General features: G+C 60.2%; 24 protein-coding genes. 11 read left to right on the top strand and 13 right to left on the bottom strand.

The window, feature by feature from the left end; genetic code table 11:
* The 3 genes from rodA to B9Z43_RS08525 all read left to right on the top strand — a co-directional run bounded on the left by rodA (nt 1) and on the right by B9Z43_RS08525 (nt 4,042).
* Nucleotides 1-1,155: a rod shape-determining protein RodA gene (rodA, locus tag B9Z43_RS08535; protein WP_108324402.1), complete on the top strand. Its 1,155-nt coding sequence runs from the start codon at nt 1-3 to the stop codon at nt 1,153-1,155.
* Nucleotides 1,156-1,206: 51 nt separating this feature from the next.
* The gene (gene tldD / locus B9Z43_RS08530; RefSeq protein WP_108324401.1) at nt 1,207-2,667 is read left to right on the top strand and encodes a metalloprotease TldD; all 1,461 of its coding nucleotides are present in this window, start codon (nt 1,207-1,209) and stop codon (nt 2,665-2,667) included.
* Between the two features lie 253 nt (nt 2,668-2,920).
* Nucleotides 2,921-4,042: a 3-deoxy-7-phosphoheptulonate synthase gene (locus B9Z43_RS08525; RefSeq protein WP_108324400.1), complete on the top strand. Its 1,122-nt coding sequence runs from the start codon at nt 2,921-2,923 to the stop codon at nt 4,040-4,042.
* A gap of 43 nt (nt 4,043-4,085) precedes the next feature.
* On the opposite strand, the gene B9Z43_RS08520 is transcribed toward B9Z43_RS08525, so the two are convergent.
* Together B9Z43_RS08520 and mpl are read right to left on the bottom strand one after the other, a co-directional pair.
* Nucleotides 4,086-4,970 (bottom strand): DMT family transporter, encoded by an 885-nt coding sequence (locus B9Z43_RS08520; RefSeq protein WP_108324399.1) that lies wholly within the window; start codon nt 4,968-4,970, stop codon nt 4,086-4,088.
* Between the two features lie 5 nt (nt 4,971-4,975).
* Nucleotides 4,976-6,346: a UDP-N-acetylmuramate:L-alanyl-gamma-D-glutamyl-meso-diaminopimelate ligase gene (gene mpl, locus B9Z43_RS08515; RefSeq protein ID WP_108324398.1), complete on the bottom strand. Its 1,371-nt coding sequence runs from the start codon at nt 6,344-6,346 to the stop codon at nt 4,976-4,978.
* A gap of 104 nt (nt 6,347-6,450) precedes the next feature.
* Here mpl and B9Z43_RS08510 point away from each other — a divergent pair, with 104 nt between their 5' ends.
* The 6 genes from B9Z43_RS08510 (at nt 6,451) to B9Z43_RS08485 (ending at nt 11,350) form a co-directional block, all read left to right on the top strand.
* On the top strand, nt 6,451-7,035 hold the full coding sequence (locus B9Z43_RS08510; RefSeq protein ID WP_108324710.1) for a hypothetical protein: 585 nt from the start codon (nt 6,451-6,453) through the stop codon (nt 7,033-7,035).
* Nucleotides 7,036-7,049: 14 nt separating this feature from the next.
* Nucleotides 7,050-7,592: a TlpA disulfide reductase family protein gene (locus B9Z43_RS08505; protein ID WP_233249965.1), complete on the top strand. Its 543-nt coding sequence runs from the start codon at nt 7,050-7,052 to the stop codon at nt 7,590-7,592.
* 160 nt (nt 7,593-7,752) lie between these two features.
* Nucleotides 7,753-8,205: an acetyl-CoA carboxylase biotin carboxyl carrier protein gene (accB, locus tag B9Z43_RS08500; protein WP_108324396.1), complete on the top strand. Its 453-nt coding sequence runs from the start codon at nt 7,753-7,755 to the stop codon at nt 8,203-8,205.
* Between the two features lie 16 nt (nt 8,206-8,221).
* Complete coding sequence (accC, locus tag B9Z43_RS08495) at nt 8,222-9,571, top strand: acetyl-CoA carboxylase biotin carboxylase subunit (RefSeq protein WP_108324395.1); 1,350 nt, start codon at nt 8,222-8,224, stop codon at nt 9,569-9,571.
* 14 nt (nt 9,572-9,585) lie between these two features.
* Nucleotides 9,586-10,482, top strand: coding sequence for a 50S ribosomal protein L11 methyltransferase (gene prmA, locus B9Z43_RS08490; protein ID WP_108324394.1), 897 nt, complete (start codon nt 9,586-9,588; stop codon nt 10,480-10,482).
* 31 nt (nt 10,483-10,513) lie between these two features.
* Nucleotides 10,514-11,350 (top strand): zinc-ribbon and DUF3426 domain-containing protein, encoded by an 837-nt coding sequence (locus B9Z43_RS08485; protein ID WP_108324393.1) that lies wholly within the window; start codon nt 10,514-10,516, stop codon nt 11,348-11,350.
* Nucleotides 11,351-11,421: 71 nt separating this feature from the next.
* On the opposite strand, the gene B9Z43_RS08480 is transcribed toward B9Z43_RS08485, so the two are convergent.
* The 6 genes from B9Z43_RS08480 to B9Z43_RS08455 all read right to left on the bottom strand — a co-directional run bounded on the left by B9Z43_RS08480 (nt 11,422) and on the right by B9Z43_RS08455 (nt 18,414).
* Nucleotides 11,422-11,961: a histone H1-like DNA-binding protein gene (locus tag B9Z43_RS08480; RefSeq protein ID WP_108324707.1), complete on the bottom strand. Its 540-nt coding sequence runs from the start codon at nt 11,959-11,961 to the stop codon at nt 11,422-11,424.
* Nucleotides 11,962-12,153: 192 nt separating this feature from the next.
* On the bottom strand, nt 12,154-13,284 hold the full coding sequence (locus B9Z43_RS08475) for a ribonucleotide-diphosphate reductase subunit beta (protein ID WP_108324392.1): 1,131 nt from the start codon (nt 13,282-13,284) through the stop codon (nt 12,154-12,156).
* A 140-nt stretch (nt 13,285-13,424) separates the two neighbouring features.
* On the bottom strand, nt 13,425-16,370 hold the full coding sequence (locus B9Z43_RS08470; RefSeq protein ID WP_369910141.1) for a ribonucleoside-diphosphate reductase subunit alpha: 2,946 nt from the start codon (nt 16,368-16,370) through the stop codon (nt 13,425-13,427).
* Between the two features lie 393 nt (nt 16,371-16,763).
* Nucleotides 16,764-17,360 carry a 1,6-anhydro-N-acetylmuramyl-L-alanine amidase AmpD gene (gene ampD / locus B9Z43_RS08465; protein WP_108324390.1) on the bottom strand — a complete coding sequence of 199 codons (597 nt, stop codon included), beginning with the start codon at nt 17,358-17,360 and terminating at the stop codon, nt 16,764-16,766.
* 20 nt (nt 17,361-17,380) lie between these two features.
* Nucleotides 17,381-17,614: a PP0621 family protein gene (locus B9Z43_RS08460; RefSeq protein WP_108324389.1), complete on the bottom strand. Its 234-nt coding sequence runs from the start codon at nt 17,612-17,614 to the stop codon at nt 17,381-17,383.
* Entirely contained in the window at nt 17,611-18,414 is an 804-nt protein-coding gene (locus B9Z43_RS08455; RefSeq protein WP_108324388.1) for an inner membrane protein YpjD, read from the bottom strand. Before B9Z43_RS08455 ends, B9Z43_RS08460 begins: the two co-directional genes overlap by 4 nt.
* A gap of 77 nt (nt 18,415-18,491) precedes the next feature.
* Between B9Z43_RS08455 and ffh the strand changes: the two genes are divergently transcribed.
* Complete coding sequence (gene ffh, locus B9Z43_RS08450) at nt 18,492-19,877, top strand: signal recognition particle protein (protein ID WP_108324387.1); 1,386 nt, start codon at nt 18,492-18,494, stop codon at nt 19,875-19,877.
* 1 nt (nt 19,878) lies between these two features.
* On the opposite strand, the gene B9Z43_RS08445 is transcribed toward ffh, so the two are convergent.
* Genes B9Z43_RS08445 through B9Z43_RS08435 form a run of 3 tightly spaced genes read right to left on the bottom strand, consistent with a single transcriptional unit; the run spans nt 19,879 to nt 23,126 of the window.
* Entirely contained in the window at nt 19,879-20,208 is a 330-nt protein-coding gene (locus B9Z43_RS08445; protein WP_108324386.1) for a 2Fe-2S iron-sulfur cluster-binding protein, read from the bottom strand.
* A 36-nt stretch (nt 20,209-20,244) separates the two neighbouring features.
* On the bottom strand, nt 20,245-21,726 hold the full coding sequence (locus tag B9Z43_RS08440; RefSeq protein WP_108324385.1) for a glutamine synthetase family protein: 1,482 nt from the start codon (nt 21,724-21,726) through the stop codon (nt 20,245-20,247).
* Entirely contained in the window at nt 21,723-23,126 is a 1,404-nt protein-coding gene (locus B9Z43_RS08435; protein ID WP_108324705.1) for a Rieske 2Fe-2S domain-containing protein, read from the bottom strand. Before B9Z43_RS08435 ends, B9Z43_RS08440 begins: the two co-directional genes overlap by 4 nt.
* 330 nt (nt 23,127-23,456) lie before the next feature.
* Between B9Z43_RS08435 and B9Z43_RS08430 the strand changes: the two genes are divergently transcribed.
* The gene (locus B9Z43_RS08430; protein WP_108324384.1) at nt 23,457-23,852 is read left to right on the top strand and encodes a gamma-glutamylcyclotransferase; all 396 of its coding nucleotides are present in this window, start codon (nt 23,457-23,459) and stop codon (nt 23,850-23,852) included.
* A 12-nt stretch (nt 23,853-23,864) separates the two neighbouring features.
* Here the strand turns inward: B9Z43_RS08430 and miaB are convergent, their stop codons facing one another.
* The gene (miaB, locus tag B9Z43_RS08425; RefSeq protein WP_108324383.1) at nt 23,865-25,202 is read right to left on the bottom strand and encodes a tRNA (N6-isopentenyl adenosine(37)-C2)-methylthiotransferase MiaB; all 1,338 of its coding nucleotides are present in this window, start codon (nt 25,200-25,202) and stop codon (nt 23,865-23,867) included.
* Entirely contained in the window at nt 25,199-25,366 is a 168-nt protein-coding gene (locus B9Z43_RS17365; protein WP_158270460.1) for a hypothetical protein, read from the bottom strand. Before B9Z43_RS17365 ends, miaB begins: the two co-directional genes overlap by 4 nt.
* Between the last annotated feature and the right edge of the window lie 17 nt (nt 25,367-25,383).

The raw sequence follows: 25,383 nt of genomic DNA, 5'->3' as shown, positions 1-25,383 counted from the left end.
ATGGTTGCAGTGATTCAAAAACCCTCGTTGGGTCAACGTTTGATGGGCTTGGTCGAAGGCTTCGACGGGCCTTTGGCGTTTGCCGTTTTCATGCTCGCTTGCGTGGGCATGCTGATCATGTATTCCTCGGGTTATGACCATGGCAGTCGCTTTGTGGACCATGCTCGCAATATGGTGTTGGCTGGTTTCATCATGTTTGTGGTGGCCCAGGTGCCGCCGCAAAAACTCATGGCTTGGGCAGTGCCGGTGTATGCGGTGGGTGTGGCCTTGTTGATCGCAGTGGCCTTGTTTGGGCTCACGAAAAAAGGGGCGCGGCGCTGGCTGAACCTGGGGGTCGTGATCCAGCCCAGTGAAATCTTGAAGATCGCGATGCCGCTCATGCTCTCGGCTTGGTTTCAAAAACGTGAAGGGCGGCTCAGGCCGCTGGACTTTGCGATGGCGATGCTGATTCTGGGTGTCCCCGTGGGCCTCATCATGAAGCAACCTGACCTTGGCACGTCATTGCTCGTGTTGTCAGCCGGTTTGTCGGTCATCTTTTTTGCCGGGCTGAAATGGCGTTGGATATTGCCGCCAGTGGCACTGGCCTTGGCGGGCATGGTGGTGCTGGTCATCATGGAGCCCACTTTGTGCCAAGCGGATGTGGACTGGCGTGTCCTGCATGAGTACCAACGTCAGCGGGTTTGCACTTTGCTCGATCCTGCCCGAGACCCCTTGGGCAAAGGCTTTCACATCATCCAGGGCATGATCGCCATTGGCTCCGGTGGTTTTTGGGGCAAGGGTTTCATGCAAGGCACCCAAACCCACTTGGAGTTCATTCCGGAACGTACCACCGATTTCATTTTTGCGGCCTTTGGAGAAGAGTTCGGATTCATTGGCGGGCTGGTTCTGATTTCGGGCTTCTTCTTCCTGGTCTACCGAGGCTTGGTGATCGCCTCACAAGCCCCCACCATGTTCAGCCGCTTGCTGGCAGCCAGCGTGTCCATGATCTTTTTCACCTACGCGTTTGTGAACATGGGCATGGTCAGTGGCATCTTGCCGGTGGTGGGCGTGCCTTTGCCCTTCGTCAGCTATGGCGGTACAGCCATGGTCACCCTGGGCTTTGCCCTGGGCATCCTGATGGCGATTGCCAAGTCCAAACAGCTGGTTCAAAGCTGACCGGTCCCGGCCTGCGGACAAGGGGATTGCGCAATCCCTACAATGAGGCCCATGATTTCACGCGAACCCACCATCGAACGCCTGGCCACGGCCAAGTCCCTGCTGCTTGACCCGTTTGGTCTGAACGAAACCCATCTGAGCCAGGCGCTAAATGCCATCAAGGCGCATGCGGTCGATGATGCCGATCTGTACTTTCAATACACCCGCTCCGAAGGCTGGAGCTTGGAAGAGGGCATCGTCAAGACCGGCAGCTTCAGCATCGACCAAGGCGTGGGCGTGCGGGCGGTATCGGGCGAGAAAACCGCCTTTGCTTATTCGGACGACATCTCAGAAGCTTCTTTGATGGACGCGGCCATGACGGTCCGATCCATCGCCTCGGCGGCGCAAAACAAGCGCATCAAAGTGCCCGCGCGCAAGATTTCGGCCAGCCGCTCGCTCTACCCCTCGCTGGACCCGATGTCCACGCTGGACAGCACGGCCAAAGTGAATTTGCTGGGCCGCGTGGAAAAGATCGCCCGCGCCAAGGACCCACGCATCGTGCAGGTCATGGCTGGCCTGGCCACCGAATACGACGTGGTGATGGTCGCCCGTGCCGACGGCACACTGGCCGCCGATGTCCGCCCTTTGATTCGCCTGTCGGTCACGGTGATCGCCGAGCAAAACGGCCGCCGCGAGGTGGGCAGCGCGGGCGGCGGTGGCCGCTTCGGTTTGGCCTATTTTGACGATGGCATGGTCGAGAGCTATGTGCAAGAAGCGGTGTCTGCCGCGCTCATCAACCTGGATGCCCGCCCCGCGCCTGCGGGTGAGATGACGGTGGTGCTGGGCAATGGCTGGCCCGGCGTGTTGCTGCACGAAGCCGTGGGCCATGGCCTGGAAGGCGACTTCAACCGCAAGGGCTCGAGCGCCTTCAGCGGCCGCATTGGCCAGCGCGTGGCCGCCAAGGGCGTGACGGTGCTGGATGACGGCACGATGGCCGACCGCCGCGGTTCGCTGAACGTGGACGACGAAGGACACGCCAGCCAGAAGAACGTGCTGATCGAAGACGGCATCTTGCGCGGCTACATCCAGGATTCGATGAACGCCCGCCTGATGGGCGTCAAGCCCACGGGCAACGGCCGCCGCGAAAGCTATGCCCATGTGCCCATGCCGCGCATGACCAACACCTACATGCTGGGCGGCGACAAGAGCGCCGAAGAAATTGTGGCCAGCATCAAAAAAGGCCTCTACGCCACCAACTTTGCAGGTGGCCAGGTGGACATCACCAGCGGCAAGTTCGTGTTCTCGGCCAGTCAGGCCTACTGGGTGGAAAACGGCAAGATCCAATACCCTGTCAAGGGTGCCACCCTGATCGGCAGCGGTCCGGAATCGCTCAAGAAGATCAGCATGATCGGCAACGACATGAAGCTGGACTCGGGCGTGGGCACCTGCGGCAAAGAGGGCCAAAGCGTGCCGGTGGGCGTGGGGCAGCCGACCTTGCGCATCGATGGCCTGACCGTTGGGGGCACGGCCTGAACATCAAACCGAGCCTGAAAAAGGGCCTGCGGGTTTGTCCCCGGATCGGTCTGTCAGGAACTGTCATTCAGCTGTGATACATTGAACAACATGTTTTCGCGTATCTCTTTTTACTTTTTTTATTTTTGGTTCTCAGTCCCCGGCGGACGAGAGGCGAGCGCATAAGCACCCGAACATCTCGACACACACCGCCGGAGCCCCAAAGCCCGGCGGTTTTTTTTCACCTGTCTTTTTTCAATCTTAGGAGCCCACGATGAATGCCAAAACCACAGCCACAGAAGCTTGGTATCCGAATGCAGTTGACCGCACCGGCCAGACCGACGACGAACGCATCAAGGACATCACCGTGCTCCCGCCTCCAGAACATTTGATCCGCTTCTTCCCGATCGCCGGCACGGCGACGGAAACCCTGATCTCGCAAACCCGCAAGTCGATTGCCAACATCGTGCACGGCCAAGACGACCGCCTGCTGGTCATCATCGGCCCCTGCTCGATCCATGACCCTGCAGCGGCTTTGGATTACGCCCGCCGCCTGAAGCCCTTGCGCGAGAAGTACGCCGACACGCTGGAGATCGTGATGCGCGTGTACTTCGAAAAGCCCCGCACCACTGTGGGCTGGAAGGGCTTGATCAACGACCCCTACCTGGACGAGAGCTACCGCATCGACGAAGGCCTGCGCATCGCACGCCAGCTGCTGATCGAGATCAACCGCCAAGGCCTGCCCGCAGGCAGTGAGTTCCTCGACGTGATCTCGCCCCAGTACATTGGCGATCTGATCAGCTGGGGCGCCATTGGTGCGCGCACCACCGAAAGCCAGGTGCACCGCGAACTGGCTTCGGGCTTGTCGGCGCCCATCGGCTTCAAGAACGGGACGGATGGCAACATCAAGATCGCGACCGACGCGATCCAGGCCGCAGCCCGTGGCCACCACTTTTTGTCGGTCCATAAAAACGGCCAGGTCGCCATCGTGCAGACCCAGGGCAACCAGGACTGCCACGTGATTCTGCGCGGCGGCAAAGCCCCCAACTACGACGCCGAGAGCGTGGCCGCAGCCTGCAAAGAGCTGGAGGCCGCCAAGTTGCCTGCCACTTTGATGGTGGACTGCAGCCACGCCAACAGCAGCAAGAAGCACGAGCGTCAGATCGATGTGGCCAAAGACATTGCTGCGCAAATCAGCGGCGGTTCACGTCAGGTGTTCGGCGTCATGGTCGAAAGCCATCTGGTGGATGGGGCCCAGAAGTTCACGCCCGGTCAGCACGATGTGGCGAGCTTGACCTACGGCCAGAGCATCACCGATGCCTGCATTGGCTGGGACGACAGCGAAGGCGTGTTGCAGGTCTTGTCGGACGCGGTGAAGGCCCGCCGTTCGCGCTGAAGCGCGTAGCCTGTGGGTCAGCCCACAGGCGCTGCACTTGCGCTCATGGGGCGGGTGATGTGGTCTTGACCTGGAACTCGCGCCACAACAAGAACAGGCCACTGGCCACCACCACGCAGGCGCCCAGCAGCACAGCGCGGTCGGGCACTTGGCCAAATACCAGCCAGCCGCCCAAGGTCATGTAAATGATCTGCTGGTACAAAAACGGCCCCAGCACTGCGGCCGATGCAAAACGGTGCGCCTGCGCTGCGAAATAATGCCCCGCGCCGCCACTGAGCCCGGCCACGCCGAGCATCAGCCATTGCCAGCCGGTGCTGGGTGTTTGCCAGCTCCACCACGCAAAAGGGGTGAGCACGGCCGTGGCCACCAGGGCCGAGGCCAGTTGCATGGTGGCCGGATGTTCACTGCTGGCCAGACGGCGTGTCAGCAGGTTGAACAGGGCGTACAAAATGGCGTTGCCCGCCGACAGCAAGATGGCCGGGTGGAACGCTTGGCTGCCTGGTCGGATGATGATCAGCACGCCGATGAAGCCTGCCGCGATGGCCGCCCAGCGCTGGGCATCGAGCCGCTCGCCCAGCCACCAAGCCGACAACACGGCAATCAGGATCGGCACAGAAAACTGCATCGCCCCCGTTTCGGCCAGTTGCAGGTATTGCAGGGCCCAGAAGTTCAGGCCCGTCATGCTGGCCAGCATCATGCCGCGCAACAGTTGCAACTTGGGGTGCTGCCAACGGACCAGGGACAAGCCCATGCTCGGGCCGAAGACCGCAAGCGAAAACAGCGAATGCGTCAAAAAGCGCAGCCACACGACCTGCAACACCGGCAAGCTGAGCACCAGCCACTTGGCGGTGGTGTCCAACACCGCGAACATCAGGGTGGTGAGGGTGACCAGCCCGATGCCAAGCCGCCGGTGGCTGTCGTTGTGCATGCGGCTCAGTCGGTTTGCAGGGCTTGCAGCAGCTTGGCGTGGATCCCGCCAAACCCGCCATTGCTCATGCACAGCAGGTGGTCGCTGGGTTGAACTTGCGCCATCACTTGCGCGATGACTTCATCGATGTTGGCGCCCACTTGCGCACGCGCACCCATCGGCGCAAGGGCTGCTTCTGCGTCCCAGCCCAGGCCACCGGAATGGCAAAACGCCAGATCGGCTTCTTCCAAGCTCCAAGGCAGCTGGGCTTTCATGGTGCCGAGCTTCATGGTGTTGCTGCGCGGCTCAAAAATCGCGAGGATGCGCGCATCGCCCACCTGACGGCGCAAGCCGTTGACGGTGGTGCGGATGGCGGTAGGGTGGTGGGCGAAATCGTCGTAAACGGTGATGCCGTTCACCGTGCCGCGCACTTCCATGCGGCGCTTGACGTTTTCAAATGTGGCCAGCGCCTGCGCCGCCACAGCCGGGCGCACGCCCACATGCTCCGCAGCGGCAATACTCGCCAGCGCGTTGAGCTGGTTATGCACGCCACCAATGGCCCATTGCACGTCGGCCACGGGCTTTCCGGCCTGCAAGACCTTGAAATGCGAGGGCTCGCCTTCGGCCACAAAGTCGCTCACTGCGCTGCCAAAGGTGCGCACTTCGCTCCAGCAGCCCTGGCCCAGCACGCGGGTCAGACTTTCTTCCAGGCCATTGACCACCACGCGGCCCGAGCCGGGCACGGTGCGCACCAGGTGGTGAAATTGCCGCTCGATGGCCGCCAGATCGTCAAAGATGTCGGCGTGGTCGAACTCCAAGTTGTTCAAGATGGCTGTCCGGGGCCGGTAGTGCACAAACTTGCTGCGCTTGTCGAAGAAAGCGGTGTCGTATTCGTCGGCTTCAATGACGAAGTATTGGCCGCCACCCAGCCGGGCCGAGACACCAAAGTTCAGCGGCACACCGCCGACCAGAAAGCCCGGTTGCAGCCCGGCTTGTTCGAGCACCCAAGTGAGCATGGAGGTGGTGGTGGTTTTGCCGTGCGTGCCCGCCACAGCCAGCACATGTCGGCCTTGCAGCACATGCTCAGACAGCCATTGCGGGCCGCTGGTGTAAGCCGCACCGGCTTCCAAAATGGCTTCCATCAGCGGAAATTTGGGGCTGCCGTCGGCCAGGCGCGAACGGCTGACCACGTTGCCGATCACGTACATGTCGGGCTTCAAGGCCATTTGGTCGGCGCCAAAGCCTTCGATCAGCTCGATGCCCAAGGCGCGCAGCTGATCGCTCATCGGCGGGTAAACGCCAGCGTCGCAGCCGGTGACCCGATGCCCGGCTTCGCGTGCCAGAGCTGCCAAACCACCCATGAAGGTGCCACAAATGCCCAGAATATGAATATGCATGGGCTGATTTTAGGTGCCACCAGTACAGATGACCTTTTCTTGGCCCAGACTTTCTCAGTCCTGATGTGCCGGAGGTGTTCCTGCCTGAAGGCACAATCGTGACCATGAACGATGCAGGATTTGAAATCGCAGCCACTGCGGCCCGTTTGGTGGTGGAGGAGGGCCTGGCATTTGGCCCCGCCAAGCACCGGGCGCTCAAGGCATTGGGCTTGCCAGGGCGCACGGCCTTGCCCTCCAATGACGAGGTCGAGGTGCAAGTGTTGGACTACATCTCGCTGTTTTGTGCCGACACCCAGCCTGGCGAATTGCTGGCATTGCGTGAGCATGCGCGGACCTGGATGCAGCGCTTGGCGGAATTTCGCCCGCATCTGGGCGGTGCTGTCTGGCAGGGCTGGGCCACCCGCTTGTCGGACATTGATCTGGCCTTGTTTTGTGACGATCCCAAATCGGCTGAGATTGCATTGATCAACCAGAATCTCCGTTACGAAGTGCAGACAGTGCGCGGCATGCACGGTGACGATGTGGATGTGTTAAGCCTGCACAGCTTTTGCCCCGACTTGGACGAAGACATTGGCGTGCACCTGCGCATTTACGATCTGGACGATCTGCGCGGCGCCTTGTTGCCCGATGCCCAAGGCCGTGCGCCACGCGGCGACCTGGCCGCTTTGACGATGTTGCTGTCACGATGAAAGACCATTCCCCCATGTTGAAAGCCCAACAACCCTCCTCCCGTCGCCACCTGATGCTGGCTGCAGGTGCTGCAGCCGGCTTGGCCGGTGCCGGCTTGGCTTGGTGGCGCATGACGCCGCAGCCGGCGTCCGGTGCTGCGCAGCATGCTTTTTGGGGGCACAGCTTTGACACGCCCACGGGCGAGTCGTTGTCCATGGCCTCATTGGCTGGGAAACCCTTGCTGGTGAACTTTTGGGCCACCTGGTGTCCACCTTGCGTGGAAGAGTTGCCTTTGCTTGATCGCTTCTGGCGTGAAAATGCAGCCAACGGCTTGCAAGTGCTGGCCTTGGCCATTGACCAGCCCAGTGCCGTCAGAAAATTCTTGCAACGCCAGCCCTTGGGTTTTCCGGTGGGTTTGGCCGGGTTGGGGGGCACGGAGCTGGCCAAATCCTTGGGCAACGCCACAGGAGGCTTGCCATTCAGTGTATTTTTCAAGGCAGATGGATCGATTTGGCAACAAAAGCTGGGTCAATTGAATCTTGATGCTTTGAACGAGTGGCGTTCAAGCGGCGTTTGAGCGGCTCATGGTGGCTGGTAGTGCCTCAGTAGCATCTCTGTTGGAGGAATTTGGTCGTGGATTTCTCCAAAATGCGAGTTGTTAGATGGTTTTTTGAGGGTTTTTACTGAAAATTGGTGTAAATTCAGGCCCTTACGTTGGCTTACGCAATGGAGGTCCTATGGATTTGCGCAAACTCAAAACCCTGATCGATTTGGTATCAGATTCGAATGTCTCCGAGTTGGAGATCACCGAAGCCGAAGGCAAGGTCCGCATCGTCAAGAGCATGGGCGTGGCTGCCCCCGTGATGGTTCAGCAAGCCCCAGCAGCAGCCCCTTTGGCTGCATCACCTGTGGCCGTGGCGGCACCTGCAGTAGCAGAAGCACCCGCAGCGCCTGCTGGTCACGCCGTCAAGTCGCCCATGGTCGGTACCTTTTACCGTTCTTCGAGCCCTGGTGCTGCGCCTTTCGTGCAAATCGGCTCGGTCGTCAAAGAAGGCGACACCCTGTGCATCATTGAAGCGATGAAGATCCTCAATGAGATCGAATCCGACAAATCCGGCACCGTGACCCAAATCCTGTGCGAAAACGGTCAAGCGACCGAATACGGTCAGCCTTTGTTCATCGTCGAATAAACCAAACGGGGATTTCATGTTCAAGAAAATCCTGGTCGCCAACCGCGGTGAGATCGCTTTGCGAATCCAGCGCGCTTGCCGCGAGTTGGGCATCAAAGCGGTGATGGTGTATTCCGAAGCCGACAAAGAAGCCAAATACGTGAAGTTGGCCGAAGAAGCGGTCTGTATCGGACCTGCAGCTTCGCCCCTGAGTTACCTCAACATGCCCGCGATCATTTCGGCTGCCGAAGTGACCGACGCTGAAGCCATTCACCCCGGCTATGGCTTTTTGAGCGAGAACGCCGACTTCGCCGAGCGCGTCGAAAAAAGCGGTTTCCAGTTCATCGGCCCCACACCCGAGTCGATCCGCATCATGGGCGACAAGGTCTCGGCCAAGCAGGCCATGATCCGCGCAGGCGTGCCTTGCGTGCCTGGCTCAGAGGGCGAGTTGCCCGACGATCCAGCCCAGATCCGCCGCATCGCCAAGAGCGTGGGTTACCCCGTGATCATCAAGGCCGCGGGTGGCGGCGGTGGTCGCGGCATGCGTGTGGTGCACACCGAAGCCGCCTTGATCAATGCGGTTCAAATGACCAAGGCCGAGGCCGGTGCCGCGTTTGGCAATCCTGCGGTCTACATGGAAAAGTTCCTGCAGAACCCACGGCACGTCGAAATCCAGATCCTGGCAGACAAGCACAAGAATGCGGTCTATCTGGGTGAGCGCGATTGCTCCATGCAGCGTCGCCACCAAAAGGTGATCGAAGAAGCCCCTGCACCAGGCATTCCGCGCAAACTGATCGAAAAGATCGGAGAGCGTTGCGTGGCCGCTTGCAAGAAGATCGGTTATCGCGGTGCTGGCACTTTCGAGTTCTTGTACGAAAACGGCGAATTCTATTTCATCGAGATGAACACCCGTGTTCAGGTGGAGCACCCCGTGACCGAATGGATCACCGGTGTGGACATCGTCAAGACCCAGATCATGGTCGCTGCCGGTGAGAAATTGCCATTCACGCAAAAGCAGATCCAGATCCGTGGTCATGCCATCGAGTGCCGTGTGAACGCCGAAGACCCCTTCAAGTTCACACCTTCGCCCGGTCGTATCACTTCTTGGCATATGCCTGGCGGCCCCGGTGTGCGCGTGGATTCACACGCCTACAACAACTACTTTGTGCCACCGAATTACGACTCGATGATCGGCAAGATCATTGTGCACGGCGACACCCGCGAGCAGGCCTTGGCCCGCATGCAGACCGCCTTGGCCGAAACCGTGATCGAAGGCATCAACACCAACATCCCGCTGCACCGCGAGCTGATGGTGGACGCCAAGTTCATGCAAGGCGGCACCAACATCCATTACCTTGAACACTGGCTCAGCCAACACAAACGCTGAGATCGGATCGCACCATGTTTGAACTGAGCTTGCTCTGCCCGGAGGAACGGGTTGACGTTTTGAGCGACGCGCTCGATGCCCTGGATGCCTTGAGCGTGTCGGTCGAAGATGCCGACGCCCAGACCCCTGCCGAGCAGGCTTTGTTTGGCGAGCCTGGCATGCCGCCACCCAAAGACGGCTGGCAGCGTTCACGCATGGTTGCCTTGTTTGCGCAAGAGTCCGGCGCCAAGGAGGCCGCCACCTTGCTGCAGGCGCAAGACTTCTTTGAAGGTTGCCGATTGCTCGGTATTCAGGCGGTGGCCGATCAGGACTGGGTGCGTTTGACCCAATCGCAATTTGCCCCGGTGGAAGTGACTTCTGATTTTTGGATCGTGCCCACTTGGCATGAACCACCGGCGCAAGCCAAACAGATCATTCGGCTGGATCCGGGCCTGGCTTTTGGCACCGGGACACACCCGACCACCCGCATGTGTCTGCGCTGGATTGCCCGCAACAATGTGCAAGACCAGCGCGTGCTCGATTACGGTTGTGGTTCCGGCATTCTGGCCATTGGTGCCGCCAAGTACGGAGCTGCTCGCATCGATGCTGTGGACATTGACGAGGCTGCGGTCACATCGACCGAGTTGAACGCCGAAGCCAATCACGTGACTTTGATGGCTGGCTTGCCAGACAAAGCCCAAGGGGTCTACCAAACCGTGCTGGCCAACATCTTGGCGACACCCTTGAAAGTGCTGGCGCCGCTGCTGTGTGCGTACGTGCAAAGCGGTGGTTCTTTGGTGTTGGCGGGCATTTTGGAGCGCCAGGCCGATGAGCTCAAAGCGGCTTACGCACCTTGGGTGCAACTTGAAGTGGCCGATGCGGAAGACGGCTGGATCTTGATGACCGCCAAGAAGTCTGCAGCCGCAGTTTGAGCGGAGACTTGACCCTGTCTACAATCGGGTCATGAACTGGATCACACGCTGCCCTGAATGTGCCACGGTCTATCAGGTCTTGCCTGATCAGCTCGAGGTGGCCAAAGGCTGGTTGCGCTGTGGGGAGTGTCAGCATGCGTTCGACAGCACGGGCCTGATTCTCTCTTGGTCGGGCACCTTACCACCGCGGCTGGATATTGGAGACTTGCTCAAGCAAGAAGACCGCTCGACTTTGGATGTGCGGACCCAAGCTTCTGAGGATTTGAGTTCGTTTGAAAAAGCCCTGTCGAGCTTTCAACCAGAAATCGACAAAGCCATCGTGAGAATGGCTGCATCCCCACCTCAATCGCAGGATCCTGCAGACGACCTCGATGTGTCGACAATCGACGAAACAACGTCCCGGGAGTCGGTGCGTCGTCGTTGGCCGTCGATTTTGGCCTTGTCCGCTTTGGTCCTCGCCTTGCTGAGCCAGGTGATCTGGGTGAACCGCTTCGCTTTGGTGGCCAAGTTTCCAGTGATGGCGCATCACGTTCAGCGAATCTGCAATGCATGGGCTTGTGAATCAGCACATGCGCGAGACCTTCATGCGGTGGTGATCGACACATCCAGCTTCATACAACGTGACGACGCTTTTGAGTTGCAGTGGGTGGTTCGCAACACCTCTGCTCAGAATGTGTTGATGACTTCACTGGAGGTCACGCTGGAGGATGTGCAAGGCAAGCCATTGGTGCGCCGTGTGTTTGGAGCGGACCAGTTGGATGCACCCGAAACACTGTCTCCCGGACAAGTGTGGCAAGGCCTGATGCGCTTGACGGTCGCCCGTGACTTGGCTGTGACCGGATACCGTATTGTGAGTTTTTACCCCTGAGTGGCTTCCCAGGAAAAAAGCCCAACACCGTTGCCAGTGTTGGGCTTTATTGCTAGCGTTTGCCAGCTGAATCAGGGCTTGGCGGCCGAAGGAAACGGCCAGGCAGCTTGAGGATTCAGTGTGGTTTGAGCAGCAGGGGCAGCGGGTGCTTTGGATGCCTTCTTTGCAGCAGGCTTCTTGGCAGCTTTTTTCACAGCGGGCTTTTTGGCTGCTGGCTTTTTGGCTGCGGTTTTCTTAACAGCTGCTTTTTTAGCGGGTGCGGCTTTTTTGGCTGCTGGCTTTTTAGCGGCTGCTGCTTTAGGAGCTGCTTTTTTAGCTGGAGCGGCTTTTTTGGCTGCTGGCTTCTTAGCGGCTGCTACTTTTTTAGCTGCTGGCTTTTTCGCTGCAACGGCCTTTTTGGCTGGAGCGGCTTTTTTAGCGGCTGGCTTCTTAGCGGCTGCTACTTTTTTAGCTGCTGGCTTTTTGGCCGCGACGGCTTTTTTAGCTGGAGCGGCTTTTTTAGCAGCGGGCTTCTTGGCTGCGGCTACTTTTTTAGCAGCAGGTTTTTTGGCCGCGACGGCCTTCTTTGCGGGAGCAGCTTTTTTAGCTGTTGCTTTTTTTGCAGTTGCCATGATTTTCTCCTTGATCAAGTTGAGAACTCAACGGAAAGGGAACGCTTGGTGCTTGTTGGATTGCACAAAGCGATCCATGGTGCTGAAGCATGCCTCAACACCATGAACGCGGAAAAGCCACACCGCCCAACCCCCGTAGGGATCACGCGTTGTGGCTTGCAGAAGGGTGACATGTGAAGGGTGTTCAGAAGATCAGTCCCAAGACAAGGCCCCGCCAGATTGGTATTCAATGACCCGGGTTTCAAAGAAGTTGCGTTCTTTCTTCAGGTCAATCATTTCGCTCATCCATGGGAATGGATTCTCTTCGTTCGGGAACAAAGGTTCAAGTCCAATTTGCGTGGCACGGCGATTGGCGATGTAGCGCAGATAGCCTTTGAACATGGAGGCGTTCATGCCCAGCACGCCGCGTGGCATGGTGTCTTCGGCATAACGGTATTCCAGTTCGACAGCTTGCAGGAACAGGGCCTTGATCTCGGCCTTGAATTCGGCGGTCCACAGCTGGGGGTTTTCCAGCTTCACGGTGTTGATCAAGTCGATGCCGAAGTTGCAGTGCATGGACTCGTCGCGCAGGATGTATTGGTACTGCTCGGCAGCACCTGTCATCTTGTTTTGGCGACCCAAGGCCAAGATTTGTGTGAAACCCACGTAGAAGAACAGACCTTCCATCAGGCAAGCAAACACGATCAGCGACTTGAGCAAAGTCTGGTCGGTTTCCAGCGTGCCGGTCTTGAAGTTCGGATCCATGATCGCGCTGATGAACGGGATCAGGAACTCGTCCTTGTCACGGATGGATTTGACTTCGTTGTAGGCGTTGAAGATTTCGCTCTCGTCCAGACCCAGCGATTCCACAATGTATTGGTAGGCGTGGGTGTGGATGGCTTCTTCAAAGGCTTGGCGCAACAAGAACTGGCGGCACTCAGGCGCTGTGATGTGGCGGTAAGTGCCCAATGTGATGTTGTTGGCTGCCAGCGAATCGGCGGTGACAAAGAAGCCGAGGTTGCGCTTGACGATGCGGCGCTCGTCTTCGGTCAGGCCGTTGGGGTCTTTCCACAAAGCGATGTCGCGGTTCATGTTCACTTCCTGCGGCATCCAATGGTTGGCGCAGGTGGCCAGGTATTTTTCCCAAGCCCATTTGTATTTGAAAGGCACCAACTGGTTGACGTCGGTCTGGCCGTTGATGATGCGCTTGTCAGCGGCATTCATGCGGCGAGCAGGCGCTGCTGGAGAAGACACCGATGCCGATGCAGGTGCTGCACCCGTGCCAGGCATTGGAGGCATTGCAGGTTGCAATGCGGGTTTAACTTGATCGTCCCAAGACAACATAAAAATTTCCAGTTCTCAAATTATGAAAGCATGCGCGCGAATTGCAAAGCAGTGATTCGTTTTCTGCGCATGCATGGGCTCGAAGTGTTGTTCAATTGCATCGCACCACCATGTTGGCATGTGTGTGCGATGCATTCAGATCACTGGCAAGCTTCGCAGCCGACGTCGTCGATCGCGGTGAATTGCACATCGGTCGCAGGTGTAGCGCTCAGCGGTGCCTGCGATGCCGATGCATCGTGTGCGCTCATGCCGGCAGTCGGCATGCCTGAAGACACAGCGTTATGCGAGCCCGCTTGCACAGTGGACTTCTCCACTTGCGTGGCACTCGATGTGCGCAGGTAGTAGGTGGTCTTGAGACCACGCAACCAAGCGAGCTTGTAGGTGTCGTCGAGTTTCTTGCCCGAAGCACCAGCCATGTAGATGTTGAGCGATTGCGCTTGGTCGATCCATTTCTGGCGACGAGCAGCAGCTTCCACCAGCCAAGTGGTCTCCACTTCAAAGGCGGTGGCGTACAAAGACTTGACCTCTTGCGGCACGCGGTCGATAGGACGCAGGGAACCGTCAAAGTGCTTCAGGTCCATGACCATCACGTCGTCCCACAGGCCCAAGCGCTTCAAGTCACGCACCAAGTAGCTGTTGATGACAGTGAACTCGCCCGACAGGTTGGACTTGACCGACAGGTTGCCAAAGCAAGGTTCGATCGAGGCGTCCACACCGATGATGTTGGAGATGGTGGCCGTTGGCGCAATCGCCACGCAGTTGGAGTTGCGCATGCCGTCTTGCGCAATCTTCTTGCGCAAAGCATCCCAGTCCAAGGTGGACGAGCGGTCCACTTCCACATAACCGCCGCGCTCGCGCTCCAGCAGGTCCAGCGTGTCCAGCGGCAAGATGCCCTGATCCCACAGCGAGCCTTTGTAGCTGGAGTACTGACCGCGTTCTTTGGCCAACTCGGTCGAAGCCCAATAAGCGTAGTAGCAGATCGCTTCCATGGACTGGTCGGCGAACTCCACGGCCGCTTGCGATGCGTAGGGGATGCGCATTTCGTACAGCGAATCCTGGAAGCCCATCAGGCCCAAGCCCACAGGGCGGTGGCGCATGTTGGAGTCACGGGCTTTCTTGACGGCGTAGTAGTTGATGTCGATCACGTTGTCCAGCATGCGCATGGCGATCGAAATCGTCTTTTGCAGCTTGGCGCGGTCGATGACCTTGCCGTTGGGGCCGTCTTTCAGGTGCTTGGACAGGTTGACCGAGCCCAGGTTGCAGACCGCGGTTTCAGTGTCGCTGGTGTTGAGTGTGATCTCGGTGCACAGGTTGGATGAGTGCACCACACCGGCGTGCTGCTGGGGCGAGCGCACGTTGCAAGGGTCCTTGAAAGTGATCCAGGGGTGGCCGGTCTCGAACAGCATCGACAGCATCTTGCGCCACAGGTCATTGGCTGGAATTTTCTTGCTGGGGCGAATTTCGCCACGCTCGGCTTTTTGCTCGTAAGCCACATAGGCTTTTTCGAACGCTTGGCCGAACAGGTCGTGCAGGTCAGGCACATCGGAGGGCGAGAACAAGGTCCAGTCGCCTTTTTCCATGACGCGGCGCATGAACAGATCGGGGATCCAGTTGGCCGTGTTCATGTCGTGCGTGCGGCGGCGGTCGTCGCCGGTGTTCTTGCGCAGCTCCAGGAACTCTTCGATGTCCAGGTGCCAGGTTTCCAGGTAAGTGCAGACCGCGCCCTTGCGCTTGCCGCCCTGGTTCACCGCCACAGCCGTGTCGTTGACGACTTTGAGGAAAGGCACCACGCCTTGTGATTCGCCATTCGTGCCCTTGATGTGCGAGCCCATGGCGCGCACACGCGTCCAGTCGTTGCCCAGGCCGCCTGCGAACTTGGACAGCAGAGCGTTTTCCTTGATCGACTCATAAATGCCGTCCAGATCGTCGGGCACAGTGGTCAGGTAGCAGCTCGACAGCTGTGAACGCAAGGTGCCGCTGTTGAACAAGGTGGGGGTGGACGACATGAAGTCGAACGAAGACAGGATCTCGTAGAACTCGATGGCGCGGGCTTCGCGGTTGATCTCGTTGAGTGACAGACCCATGGCCACACGCATGAAGAAGGCTTGAGGCATCTCGATGCGGGTCTTGCGCACGTGCAGGAAGTAGCGGTCGTACAGGGTTTGCAGGCCCAGATAGTCGAACTGCATGTCGCGCTCGGGCTTGAGGGCCTCGGCCAGGCGCTTCAGATCGAACTGCAGCAGCTTTTCATCCAGCAGGTCGTTGTCTACGCCCTTCTTGATGAACTGGGGGAAGTAGTCCAAGTACGCTTGACCGAGCTGGTCGGCGGTCACTTCCTTGCCCAGGATTTCCTTGGCGATGGTGTGCATCAGCAGGCGGGCAGTCACATAGGTGTAGTCCGGGTCTTTTTCAATCAGGGTACGCGACGCCAGGATCGACGCTTTGTAGACCTCTTCCATGGGTACACCGTCGTACAGGTTGCGCATGGTTTCGGCCACGATGGGCTCGGCGCTGACGTCTGGGCCCAGACCCGCGCAAGCATTGACCATCAAGGACTTGAGGTAGTTCAGGTCCAGTTCCACGCGCTTGCCGCCGTCGATCACATGCAGGGCGGGCTCGCTGGAGGCGGTTTCTGTGGCCACTTGTTGTTGCTGTTGCGCACGCTCTTGCGTGCGGCGCTCGCGGTACAACACATAGGCACGTGCCACTTCGTGGTTGCTGCTGCGCATCAGGCCCAGCTCCACCTGGTCTTGCACGTCTTCAATGTGGAAGGTGCCGCCGCCTGGACGCGAGCGGACCAAAGCACGCACCACGTTCTGGGTCAACTCTTCCACGACCTCGCGAACGCTGGCCGATGCCGCACCTTGGGTGCCGTGAACGGCCAAAAAGGCTTTCATCAAGGCCACGGCGATCTTGTTGGGCTCAAAAGGCACCACGGCACCATTGCGTCGAATGATCTGGTAGTTGGCCAGTGCATGGGTCGATGCGGCGTTGAGGCGTTCAGTTTCTGGTAGACCGATAAGGCCTGAGGGGTGGCTCGAGATGTTCAGATCTGTGTGCATGGTCATGTTCTTGGTTTGTTGCAGGGCGTTGGATCTTGAGGGCTTGAAAGAGGCTGAAAATTCAAATGTGAAAATTTGTAAGGGACACTATATCTGGTGTCTGGGCATCCTTCAAGCCACTACCTATAGTGTACCGAGGTCCTTGGGGGACTTTTTGTGAAAGCTTAGATTCATCTTGAAATCACAGGCACTGTTTTGGGCTTTTCAGCAGTTGAAAAGTGCCAGAGCGAAGCTCTGAATCACGCGACTTGTGACCACAAACTCAAGCCAGCATTGGGTTTCGGCGGGGTTTTGTCGCTACAGGCTTGATTTGTCTAGCTTGCAGATTTTGGACAAATCGCCAGCGAACGCTTAAAACTCAACCGTATGTACCAAATTGGGGCTGGAAAAATATTTCTCAGTTGTAACGGCGGCACATCAAACCAAGGGAAAACACCGATCTGAGAAATCCAACAAAGATCGCAAAAGTGGCCAATCGAACCCGGGTCCTGGATCCTGTTTGCGGCCGGGGGCGATGTGCTCGTGCCCCGCCACGTGGGCAATCGGGTATCGGGCCGCCAGCGCTGTGCACAAACGGGCCAGGCTGTCGTACTGCGCCGCTTCAAAGCACTCACCCTCCAGGCCTTCCAGCTCAATGCCGATCGAGTCGTCATTGCAATGGGGTCGGCCCCGGTATTCGGACTGGCCGGCATGCCAGGCCCGGTCATCGCAGCTGACAAACTGCCACAGCGAGCCATCGCGCCGGACATAGAAGTGCGACGACACCTGCAGCCCTCGGATCTGCCCAAAGTAGGGGTGCGCGTCCCAGTCCAGTTGGTTGGTGAACAAGGCCAGCACCTCGTTGCCACCGTATTGGCCTGGCGGCAAGCTGATGGAGTGGATCACCAGCAAGTCGATGCATGCGCCCGCAGGTCGCGGCCCGAAGTTGGGCGAGTCCAGCCGCTGCGCTGGCGTGTACCAGCCTTGTTGCCAATCGGTCGTGGAGCTTGGGGTGTCGGCGGCGGTGTCGTTCACGCGCAAAACTTTGGCAGGGCTCAGGCGGGGTTGCTGTCTTGAGCAGCGCTGCGGTGCTCGGTGCTGCAATACAAGCCCTTTTGACCCGACACCGCTTCAGCGCGCGGCAGGTGAATGCCGCAGTGCGCGCAGGCCACCATCTCGGTGGGCGAGGGCGATGGAGCTTGGGCCGATTCTGCCGGGGGCTTCACGCGGGAACGCTTGACCGCCCAGATCACGACCAAGGCCAGCAGCAACAAAAACAGGTATTTCATCCCGCACGCCCCAACAAAACTTCCAAAACAAAACGCGAGCCTGCATAAGACAACAGCAGCAAACCCGCACCCATATAAAGAACCCGCACCGCACGGCGGCCGCGCCAGCCCCACTGGCTGCGCCCGACCAGCAGCACCGCAAAGGTCAGCCAAGACAGCAGGGCAAAAATCGTCTTGTGGTCCCAGCGCCATTGGCCCCGGTCCTGGCCATAGAGGGTTTCACCAAACAAGGCACCAGCCACCAAGGTGGCCGTGAGCAGCATGAAGCCCGCCGCCACAAAACGGAAGGTGAGTTTTTCCAGTGTCAGCAGGGGCAAGCCACTGTCGGCTTCTTGGCCCAAGCGGATGTTGCGCTCGGTGCGCGTCATCATCCAGGCGTGGATCACGGCCGCGCCAAACAGGCCATAGGCCGACAGGCCCAGCGCCCAATGCAGCGGCAACCAGGCCGAAGCTTGCGCATGCAACAAGGTGCCCGGAAACAACCAGGCCAGCGTCACGGCCACAGCACCCAGGCCGCCCATGGCCCAGCGGGCCTTGAGCTGCGGGAAGATCTGCCGCTCCACCACATAAGCGGTGACCACCAGCCAGGCGGTGACAGACATGGCCGGCGCAAAGCCAAAGCGCACCGGCCCTGCCAGCAAACCCAGCAAAGCCAGCGCGTGCGCCGCCCAAGCCAGCCCCAGCAAACGGCGTGCGTTGACTTCGCCCATGCGCGCACCGGTCACCGCTGCCAGGCTATAGGCCAGGGCGGCCACCGCGGCGGCGGGGTGCATCCAGAATGGGGGACTCGCTAAAATCATGGGTCCGAGTTTAGCCTTTCAGGTGCAGCCACAGGGGTTTCACCACACGCTGGACCGGTTTTTCTGGATTTGCACGCATGGCCTCCGCCCTGACCGACAAACTTTCCCGCCTCGTCAAAACCATCAGCGGACAGGCCCGCATCACCGAATCGAACGTGGCCGACATGCTGCGTGAGGTCCGCATGGCCTTGCTGGAGGCCGACGTGGCGCTGCCGGTGGTGCGCGACTTCATTGCGCGCGTGAAAGAAAAAGCCCTCGGCCAAGAAGTCATGGGTTCGCTCAAGCCGGGCCAGGCCTTGGTGGGCGTGGTCAACCGTGAGCTGGCCGCCACCATGGGCGAAGGCGTCGCCGACATCAACCTGGCCGCGCAGCCGCCCGCCGTGATCCTGATGGCCGGTCTGCAAGGTGCCGGTAAAACCACCACCACCGCCAAGCTGGCCAAGCACCTGATCGAAAAGCGCAAGAAGAAAGTGCTGACGGTTTCGGGTGACGTGTACCGCCCCGCCGCCATCGAACAGCTCAAGACCGTCACCGCCCAAGCCGGTGCCGAATGGTTCCCCAGCACCCCCGACCAAAAGCCAATCGACATCGCCCGCGCTGCGATCGACTACGCCCGCAAACACTTCTTTGACGTGCTGCTGGTCGACACCGCCGGCCGCCTGGCGATTGACGAAGCCCTGATGGCCGAAATCAAGGCGCTGCATGCTGAACTGAAACCTGTTGAAACCCTGTTCGTGGTCGATGCCATGCAAGGTCAGGACGCGGCCAACACCGCCAAGGCCTTCAGCGAAGCGCTGCCGCTCACCGGCATCGTGTTGACCAAGCTCGACGGCGACTCACGCGGTGGTGCAGCCCTGTCTGTGCGCCAGGTCACCGGCGCGCCCATCAAGTTTGCCGGTACCAGCGAGAAGATCGACGGCCTCGAAGTGTTCGATGCCGAGCGCCATGCCGGCCGCATCTTGGGCATGGGCGACATCGTTGCGCTGGTCGAGCAAGTCACCGCGGGTGTGGACATGGAGGCCGCGCAAAAGCTGGCCGCCAAGGTCAAGAGCGGCGGCGGTTTCGATCTGAACGACTTTTTGGCCCAAATCCAGCAGATGAAACAAATGGGCGGCTTGTCCAGCCTGATGGACAAACTGCCCAGCCAGCTGACCGCCAAGGCCGGCGCGATGGACATGGACAAGGTCGAAAAAGACATCGCCCGCAAGCAAGGCATCATCCACAGCATGACGCCCAAAGAGCGCAGCAAGCCCGAGCTGATCAAGGCCACGCGCAAACGCCGCATCGCGGCCGGTGCTGGTGTTCAGGTGCACGACGTCAACCGCATGCTCAAAGAGTTTGAGCAAATGCAGGACATGATGAAAAAGATGCAGGGCGGCGGCCTCATGAAAATGATGAAGCGCATGGGCGCCATGAAAGGCATGATGGGCGGCGGCGGGGGCTTCCCCGGCATGCCGCGCTGATTCAATACTGGCTTGCAGGCAGCGTCACCTGCAGGCCGTCCAGTTCTGGCGTCAACATGATCTGGCACGACAAGCGGCTGCTTGGCTGGCGTGCTTGGGCGGTGAAGGCCAGCATGCCGTCTTCGTCACTTGAAACAGGCGGCAGCTTGGACTGCCAATCGCCTTGAACCACCACATGGCAAGTGGCGCAGGTCAGCAGTCCGCCGCAATCGGCCTGGATGCCGTCCAAGTTGGCATCGACGGCCGCTTGCATCAGGCTTTGGCCGGGCTGCACTTGCAGGCTGTGCGCGGCTTGGGTCGGGTCGTGGGGTTGCAGGTGGATCGTGATCATCAGTGCATCGCGCTCAAACGCGCTTTCTAGGGTTTATCAAATTCGGCCGAAGTATTCACGCTTGTGAAACTCCGTCGCATCTTCGGCTTGCACTAGGCGTTGGTGCTCGGCCCGCTTGATGGTGCTGTAGTAGTCCACGAAGGATTCGCCGAGCGACTGGCACAAGGCCGCATCTTGCTGCAGCGCCTGCACCGCATCGGCCAAAGACGTTGGGATGGAGGCGGCCCCTGCGGCATAAGGCGTTTCGGTGGCTGGCGGCGCTTTCAGTTGTGTATCCAAGCCATCGAGTCCCGCGTGGATTTGCGAGGCCATGTACAGGTAGGGGTTGGCTGCAGGCTCGCCCAAGCGGTTTTCAATCCGGGTGGCCTTGTCGCCGGGTTCGCCGATGACGCGCAGCATGGCTCCTCGGTTGTCGCGACCCCACAAAATCGACTGAGGTGCCATGGCGTTGGGCCTGAATCGCCCGTAGCCATTGCTGGTGCTGGTGCACAGGGCGGTGAGCGCCGGGGCGTGCGCCAGCAGACCGGCCAGCCAGGACGCACCTTCATCGCTCAGCACCTGCCGCGCATCCAGCGCACCGACACCCGGTGCGGAAGCCTCGCGCATGAACACATTGTGGCCCGTGGCCAACGCGCAGACCGATTGGTGCAAATGCCAGCCGCTGGACATGATGTGTTCAAACGGCGGGCGGCACATGAAGGTGGCGTGGTAACCGGCGCGACGCAGGGCTTGGCGTGTGGCGTTGCGAAACAGCACCATCTGGTCGGCAGCGGTGAGCGCATCGCTCACGTCAAACACCGCTTCGACCTGGCTGGGGCCCAGTTCGATTTCGAGCGAGATCAACGGCAGGCCCAGCGCTTGCGCGGTGCGTTGCACGATGCGCAGGGGCTCCTCGGCCCGGTCCATCCAGCCTTCGGTCAGCAGGTTGTAGCCCGGGTGGATCAGGCTGACTTCGGGTGCGGGGCCGGGCCATCCCGCACGGTCCGGGTCCAGGTCTTGCCCGTACAACGGGTCTTTGAGGCGGTAAATGTGAAACTCAACTTCCAGCCCGCAGCGCATTTGCCAGCCGCGATCGGCCAGGCGCTGCACGGCTTGCTGCAGCACATGGCGCGAATCGAGCGGCACGATGCGCCCATCGGCAAAATAGGGCTGGCACTGCAGCGAGCCGGTCTTGTCGGCCCAGGGCAGCACATGCCAGCTGGCCGGGTCGGGCATGAGCGTGAAATTGCTGGCCCCGGCAAAGCCGGGCAGGGTCTCTTCGATGCCCGACTCGAACACCTTGAAGGCGGTGCGGTCTGAGCTGTCCTTGAGCAGCAAGGTGCTGACCATGCCGATGCCGTTGGCCAGCGCTTGGCGCAGTTGCGAGGCCACGATCGTCTTGCCGCGCACCACGCCGTGCAGGTCACACCAGCCCAGGCGGATCAGCTCGATGCCTGAGGCCTCGACTTGCCGCACCAATTGCTCACAAGCTGCCTGGCGTTCGCGGCTGTGCAGGCCGCAGCGTTCAGCGAAGCTCATGCCGCGCTCGTGTCGGCGGGGGTGTCCGCTGGGGTGGGCGCATGGCCGGGCAGGGCGGCATCCCACGGCGCGCCGCTGCGTTTGGCATCGCAGGCTTCGCGCCACCACTGCGGCCATTGCCCGCTGGGCGCGATGCCATCCACCGTGTCGGGGCCGATGCGCTGGCTGGCCACGGCATCTTGTGCAAAGCCGGGCGGCAAGCCCCCGGCCTGCACCGTCTCGATGGCTTTGAGCAGGGTGCGGCGGTTGGCCATGATGACCTTGTCGCTGGTGCCCAGGTGTTCGCGGGTGCGGTCCTGGATCGGGCCCATGCTCTCGCAGGCCCACTGGTCGTGCACGTTGATGTCGTCTTCGCCCATGCCCAGGTAGGTGCGTGAAACTTGCTCTTCGGGGTTGAAGCCCCAGTGGTTGTGTTTGCCCGCCTTGGGGATGTAGTCGGGCAGGGTGACCGAGGGCAGGCGTTGCTTGCGCATGGCCTCTTTGTCCACCGGCCCGGCAAAGCTGGTGAACACCGAATACCAATAGGTGTGCGTGTCGTCCACCGGCACATGCATCTGCGTGATGGTCATGGTCTCGGACAGTGGAATCACAAAGGTGTGCGGGAACAGCGCGTTGGTCACCCGCACATGCGTGAGCGCCTCGTTGATCGGGCGCAGGGCCGTCAGGCGCAGGCCCGCATCGGTGGGCTCGAACGAAATCTCGGGCTGGTCCAACTCGCGCATCACGCGCGTCATGGGCCAGCGCTCACCTTGCACATCGCCCGCGCTCGCGCCCCGGAACTGGCGGCCATAGCTGCCTTCGAGCGATTCGTCCTTGAAGAAGCGGTGCAAATAAGACGCGTGCGCCGGGTCAATGCCCACCTCAAACGCTTGCAACCAGTTGCAATGCCACAGCCCTTTGAAAGCGAAGGTGTGGGTGGCCGGAGCGCTGAAGGCATCGATGCTTGGCAGTGGCGGCGGTGTCTGGCCTTCTGGGCCGAACCAGCCAAACACAATGCCGCTGCGCTCGATCAGCGGATAGTTGCGCTGGCGCACACGGTTGCACAAGGTGCTGCCGGTCGGCTCGGCGGGCGTTTCGATGCACTGGCCCGTGACGTCAAACTTCCAGCCATGAAAAGGGCAGCGCAGGCCATCGCCTTCGTTGCGGCCAAAGGCCAGGTCGGCCCCCCGGTGCGGGCAGTCGCGGTCGAGCAAGCCGTAGTCGCCCTGCGCGTTGCGAAACAACACCAGGTCCTGGCCCAGAATGCGCACGGCTTTGACGGGGCGAATCGCCATGCGCGGGTCCAGCGCGGGGTTGAATTCGTCCACCAGGGCGACGGGCTGCCAATAGTGGCGCATCACCGCGCCGCAGGGCGTGCCCGGGCCAATGCGGGTGATGAGTTCGTTTTGTTCTGCTTTCATGGGGGCCTCTGGCTTGCGCCGTGTGTCTGCCGGGTGCGTGCGGGCCACGCTTGTCTCTGTCAGAACAGTTTAAACCTTGGCGCAGTGCTGGAATCCGTTTTCATGTCCCCTGGCGTACGGCAACGCCCTTCATCGCAAGGAGCTTGCGCGGGCACTGGATTGCCACGCTTCGCTCGCAATGACGAGATGCCCCGTCATCGCGAGGAGCCTGTCACATGGCAGTTCACAAACCCCGTCATCGCGAGGAGCTTGCGACGCGGCGATCCAGTGGGGTGCTTGCGCAGACACTGGTTTGCCACGCTTCGCTCACATGGGCGCAAAATCCAGCGCATGACACACGCTCTTTTCATCTACGGCACCTTGATGCCCGGCCTGCGCCTGGAGGCCGAAATGCATGGTGCCCGATTCATGGGCCCCGCCCAGGTGCCGGGTCGCTTGGTCGATGTGGGCCGCTACCCCGGTTTGCTGCACGGCGATGGGCAAGTCACAGGTGAGGTCTACGAAGTCGATGACGCGCACCTGGCCCGACTCGATGGGGTGGAAGACATGGTGCCCGGCGACCGCGCCGCCTCGCAATACTGGCGCGAAGAAGTGACCGTGCTCAGTGGCTCGCTGCAAGGCCAGACGGTGCAGACCTATGTGTACAACCGTCCAGTGGACGGCTGCACACCCATCCCGCACGGCGACTACCGCCGCTACATCCGCGAAGTCGGGCGCGAATCCTGAAAACCCAGCGGGTCAGTCCTTGATCACCAACTCGCCGCGCAGCGAGTGCGACAGGCCTTGGGTGATGCGCACATCGGCCATCTGACCGATCAGGCGGTCCATGTTCGGGCCGCCGGGGAAGTTCACCACCCGGTTGCACTCGGTGCGGCCCGCCAGCTCGGTCGCGTCCTTGCGTGAAGGGCGCTCGACCAAAATGCGCTGCACCGTGCCCACGCGGCTCTCGCCAATGCGCTGCACGTTTTCTTCGATGGTCGCTTGCAGGTGGTGCAGGCGGCGCAGCTTCACGTCGTGCGGCGTGTCGTCGTGCAAGTTGGCCGCAGGCGTGCCGGGGCGGGGGCTGAAGATGAAGCTGAAACTCGTGTCAAAGCCCACATCGGTGATCAGCTTCATCATCTTGTTGAAGTCGTCCTCGGTCTCGCCCGGGAAGCCCACGATGAAATCGCTGCTGAGCGACATGTCGGGGCGGATCGCCCGCAGCTTGCGGATCGTGCTCTTGTATTCCATGGCGGTGTAGCCGCGCTTCATGGCCATCAGGATGCGGTCCGAGCCGTGCTGCACCGGCAAGTGCAGGTGGCTCACCAGTTTGGGGATCTTCTCGTAAGCGTCAATCAGGCGCTGCGTGAACTCGTTCGGGTGGCTGGTCACGTAGCGGATGCGCTCGATGCCTGGCATGTCGGCCACGTATTCCAGCAACAAGGCAAAGTCGGCAATCTCGCTCGTTCCCCCCATCTTGCCCCGGTAGGCGTTCACGTTCTGGCCCAGCAGGGTGATCTCTTTCACGCCCTGCGCGGCCAGACCGGCGATTTCGACCAGCACATCGTCAAACGGGCGCGAGACTTCTTCGCCCCGGGTGTAGGGCACCACGCAGTAGCTGCAGTATTTGCTGCAACCTTCCATGATCGACACAAAGGCGGTGGCGCCTTCCACCTTGGCGGGTGGCAGGTGGTCGAACTTTTCAATCTCGGGGAAGCTGATGTCCACCTGCGGGCGCTGCTTGCGCTCGCGCTCGGCCAGCATCTCGGGCAGGCGGTGCAAGGTTTGCGGGCCAAACACCACGTCCACATAAGGCGCACGCTTGATGATCTCGGCACCTTCCTGGCTGGCCACGCAGCCACCCACGCCAATCAGCACGCCCTTGGCTTTCAGGTGCTGCACCCGACCCAGATCGCTGAAGACCTTTTCTTGCGCCTTCTCGCGCACCGAGCAGGTGTTGAACAAAATCAGATCGGCCTCGTCCACATCTTGTGTGGGCTCGTAACCCTGGGCCGCGCCCAGGACATCGGCCATCTTGTCCGAGTCGTACTCGTTCATCTGGCAGCCAAAGGTTTTGATGAAGACCTTCTTGCTCATGCGGCCTCCACGGCGTTCAGGGAGGTGATGAGTTCAAGGCAAAGCAAAGCACGCCCGCGAAGGGCCAGAGTGCAGCGGTTCATGGTGTAGATCCAGAGGCTGTGAAAAAGAAAAGCGCTGATGCGCTTTAGGAGTTGATGATTATCGCAGGCGATGCCCTGCATTCATTTTGAGTTGTTAG

The organism is Limnohabitans sp. MMS-10A-192 (assembly GCF_003063335.1).
GTDB lineage: Bacteria > Pseudomonadota > Gammaproteobacteria > Burkholderiales > Burkholderiaceae_C > Limnohabitans_A.
Note: the sequence above shows the minus strand (reverse complement) of the source record. Positions and strands in the feature narration are given on the sequence as shown.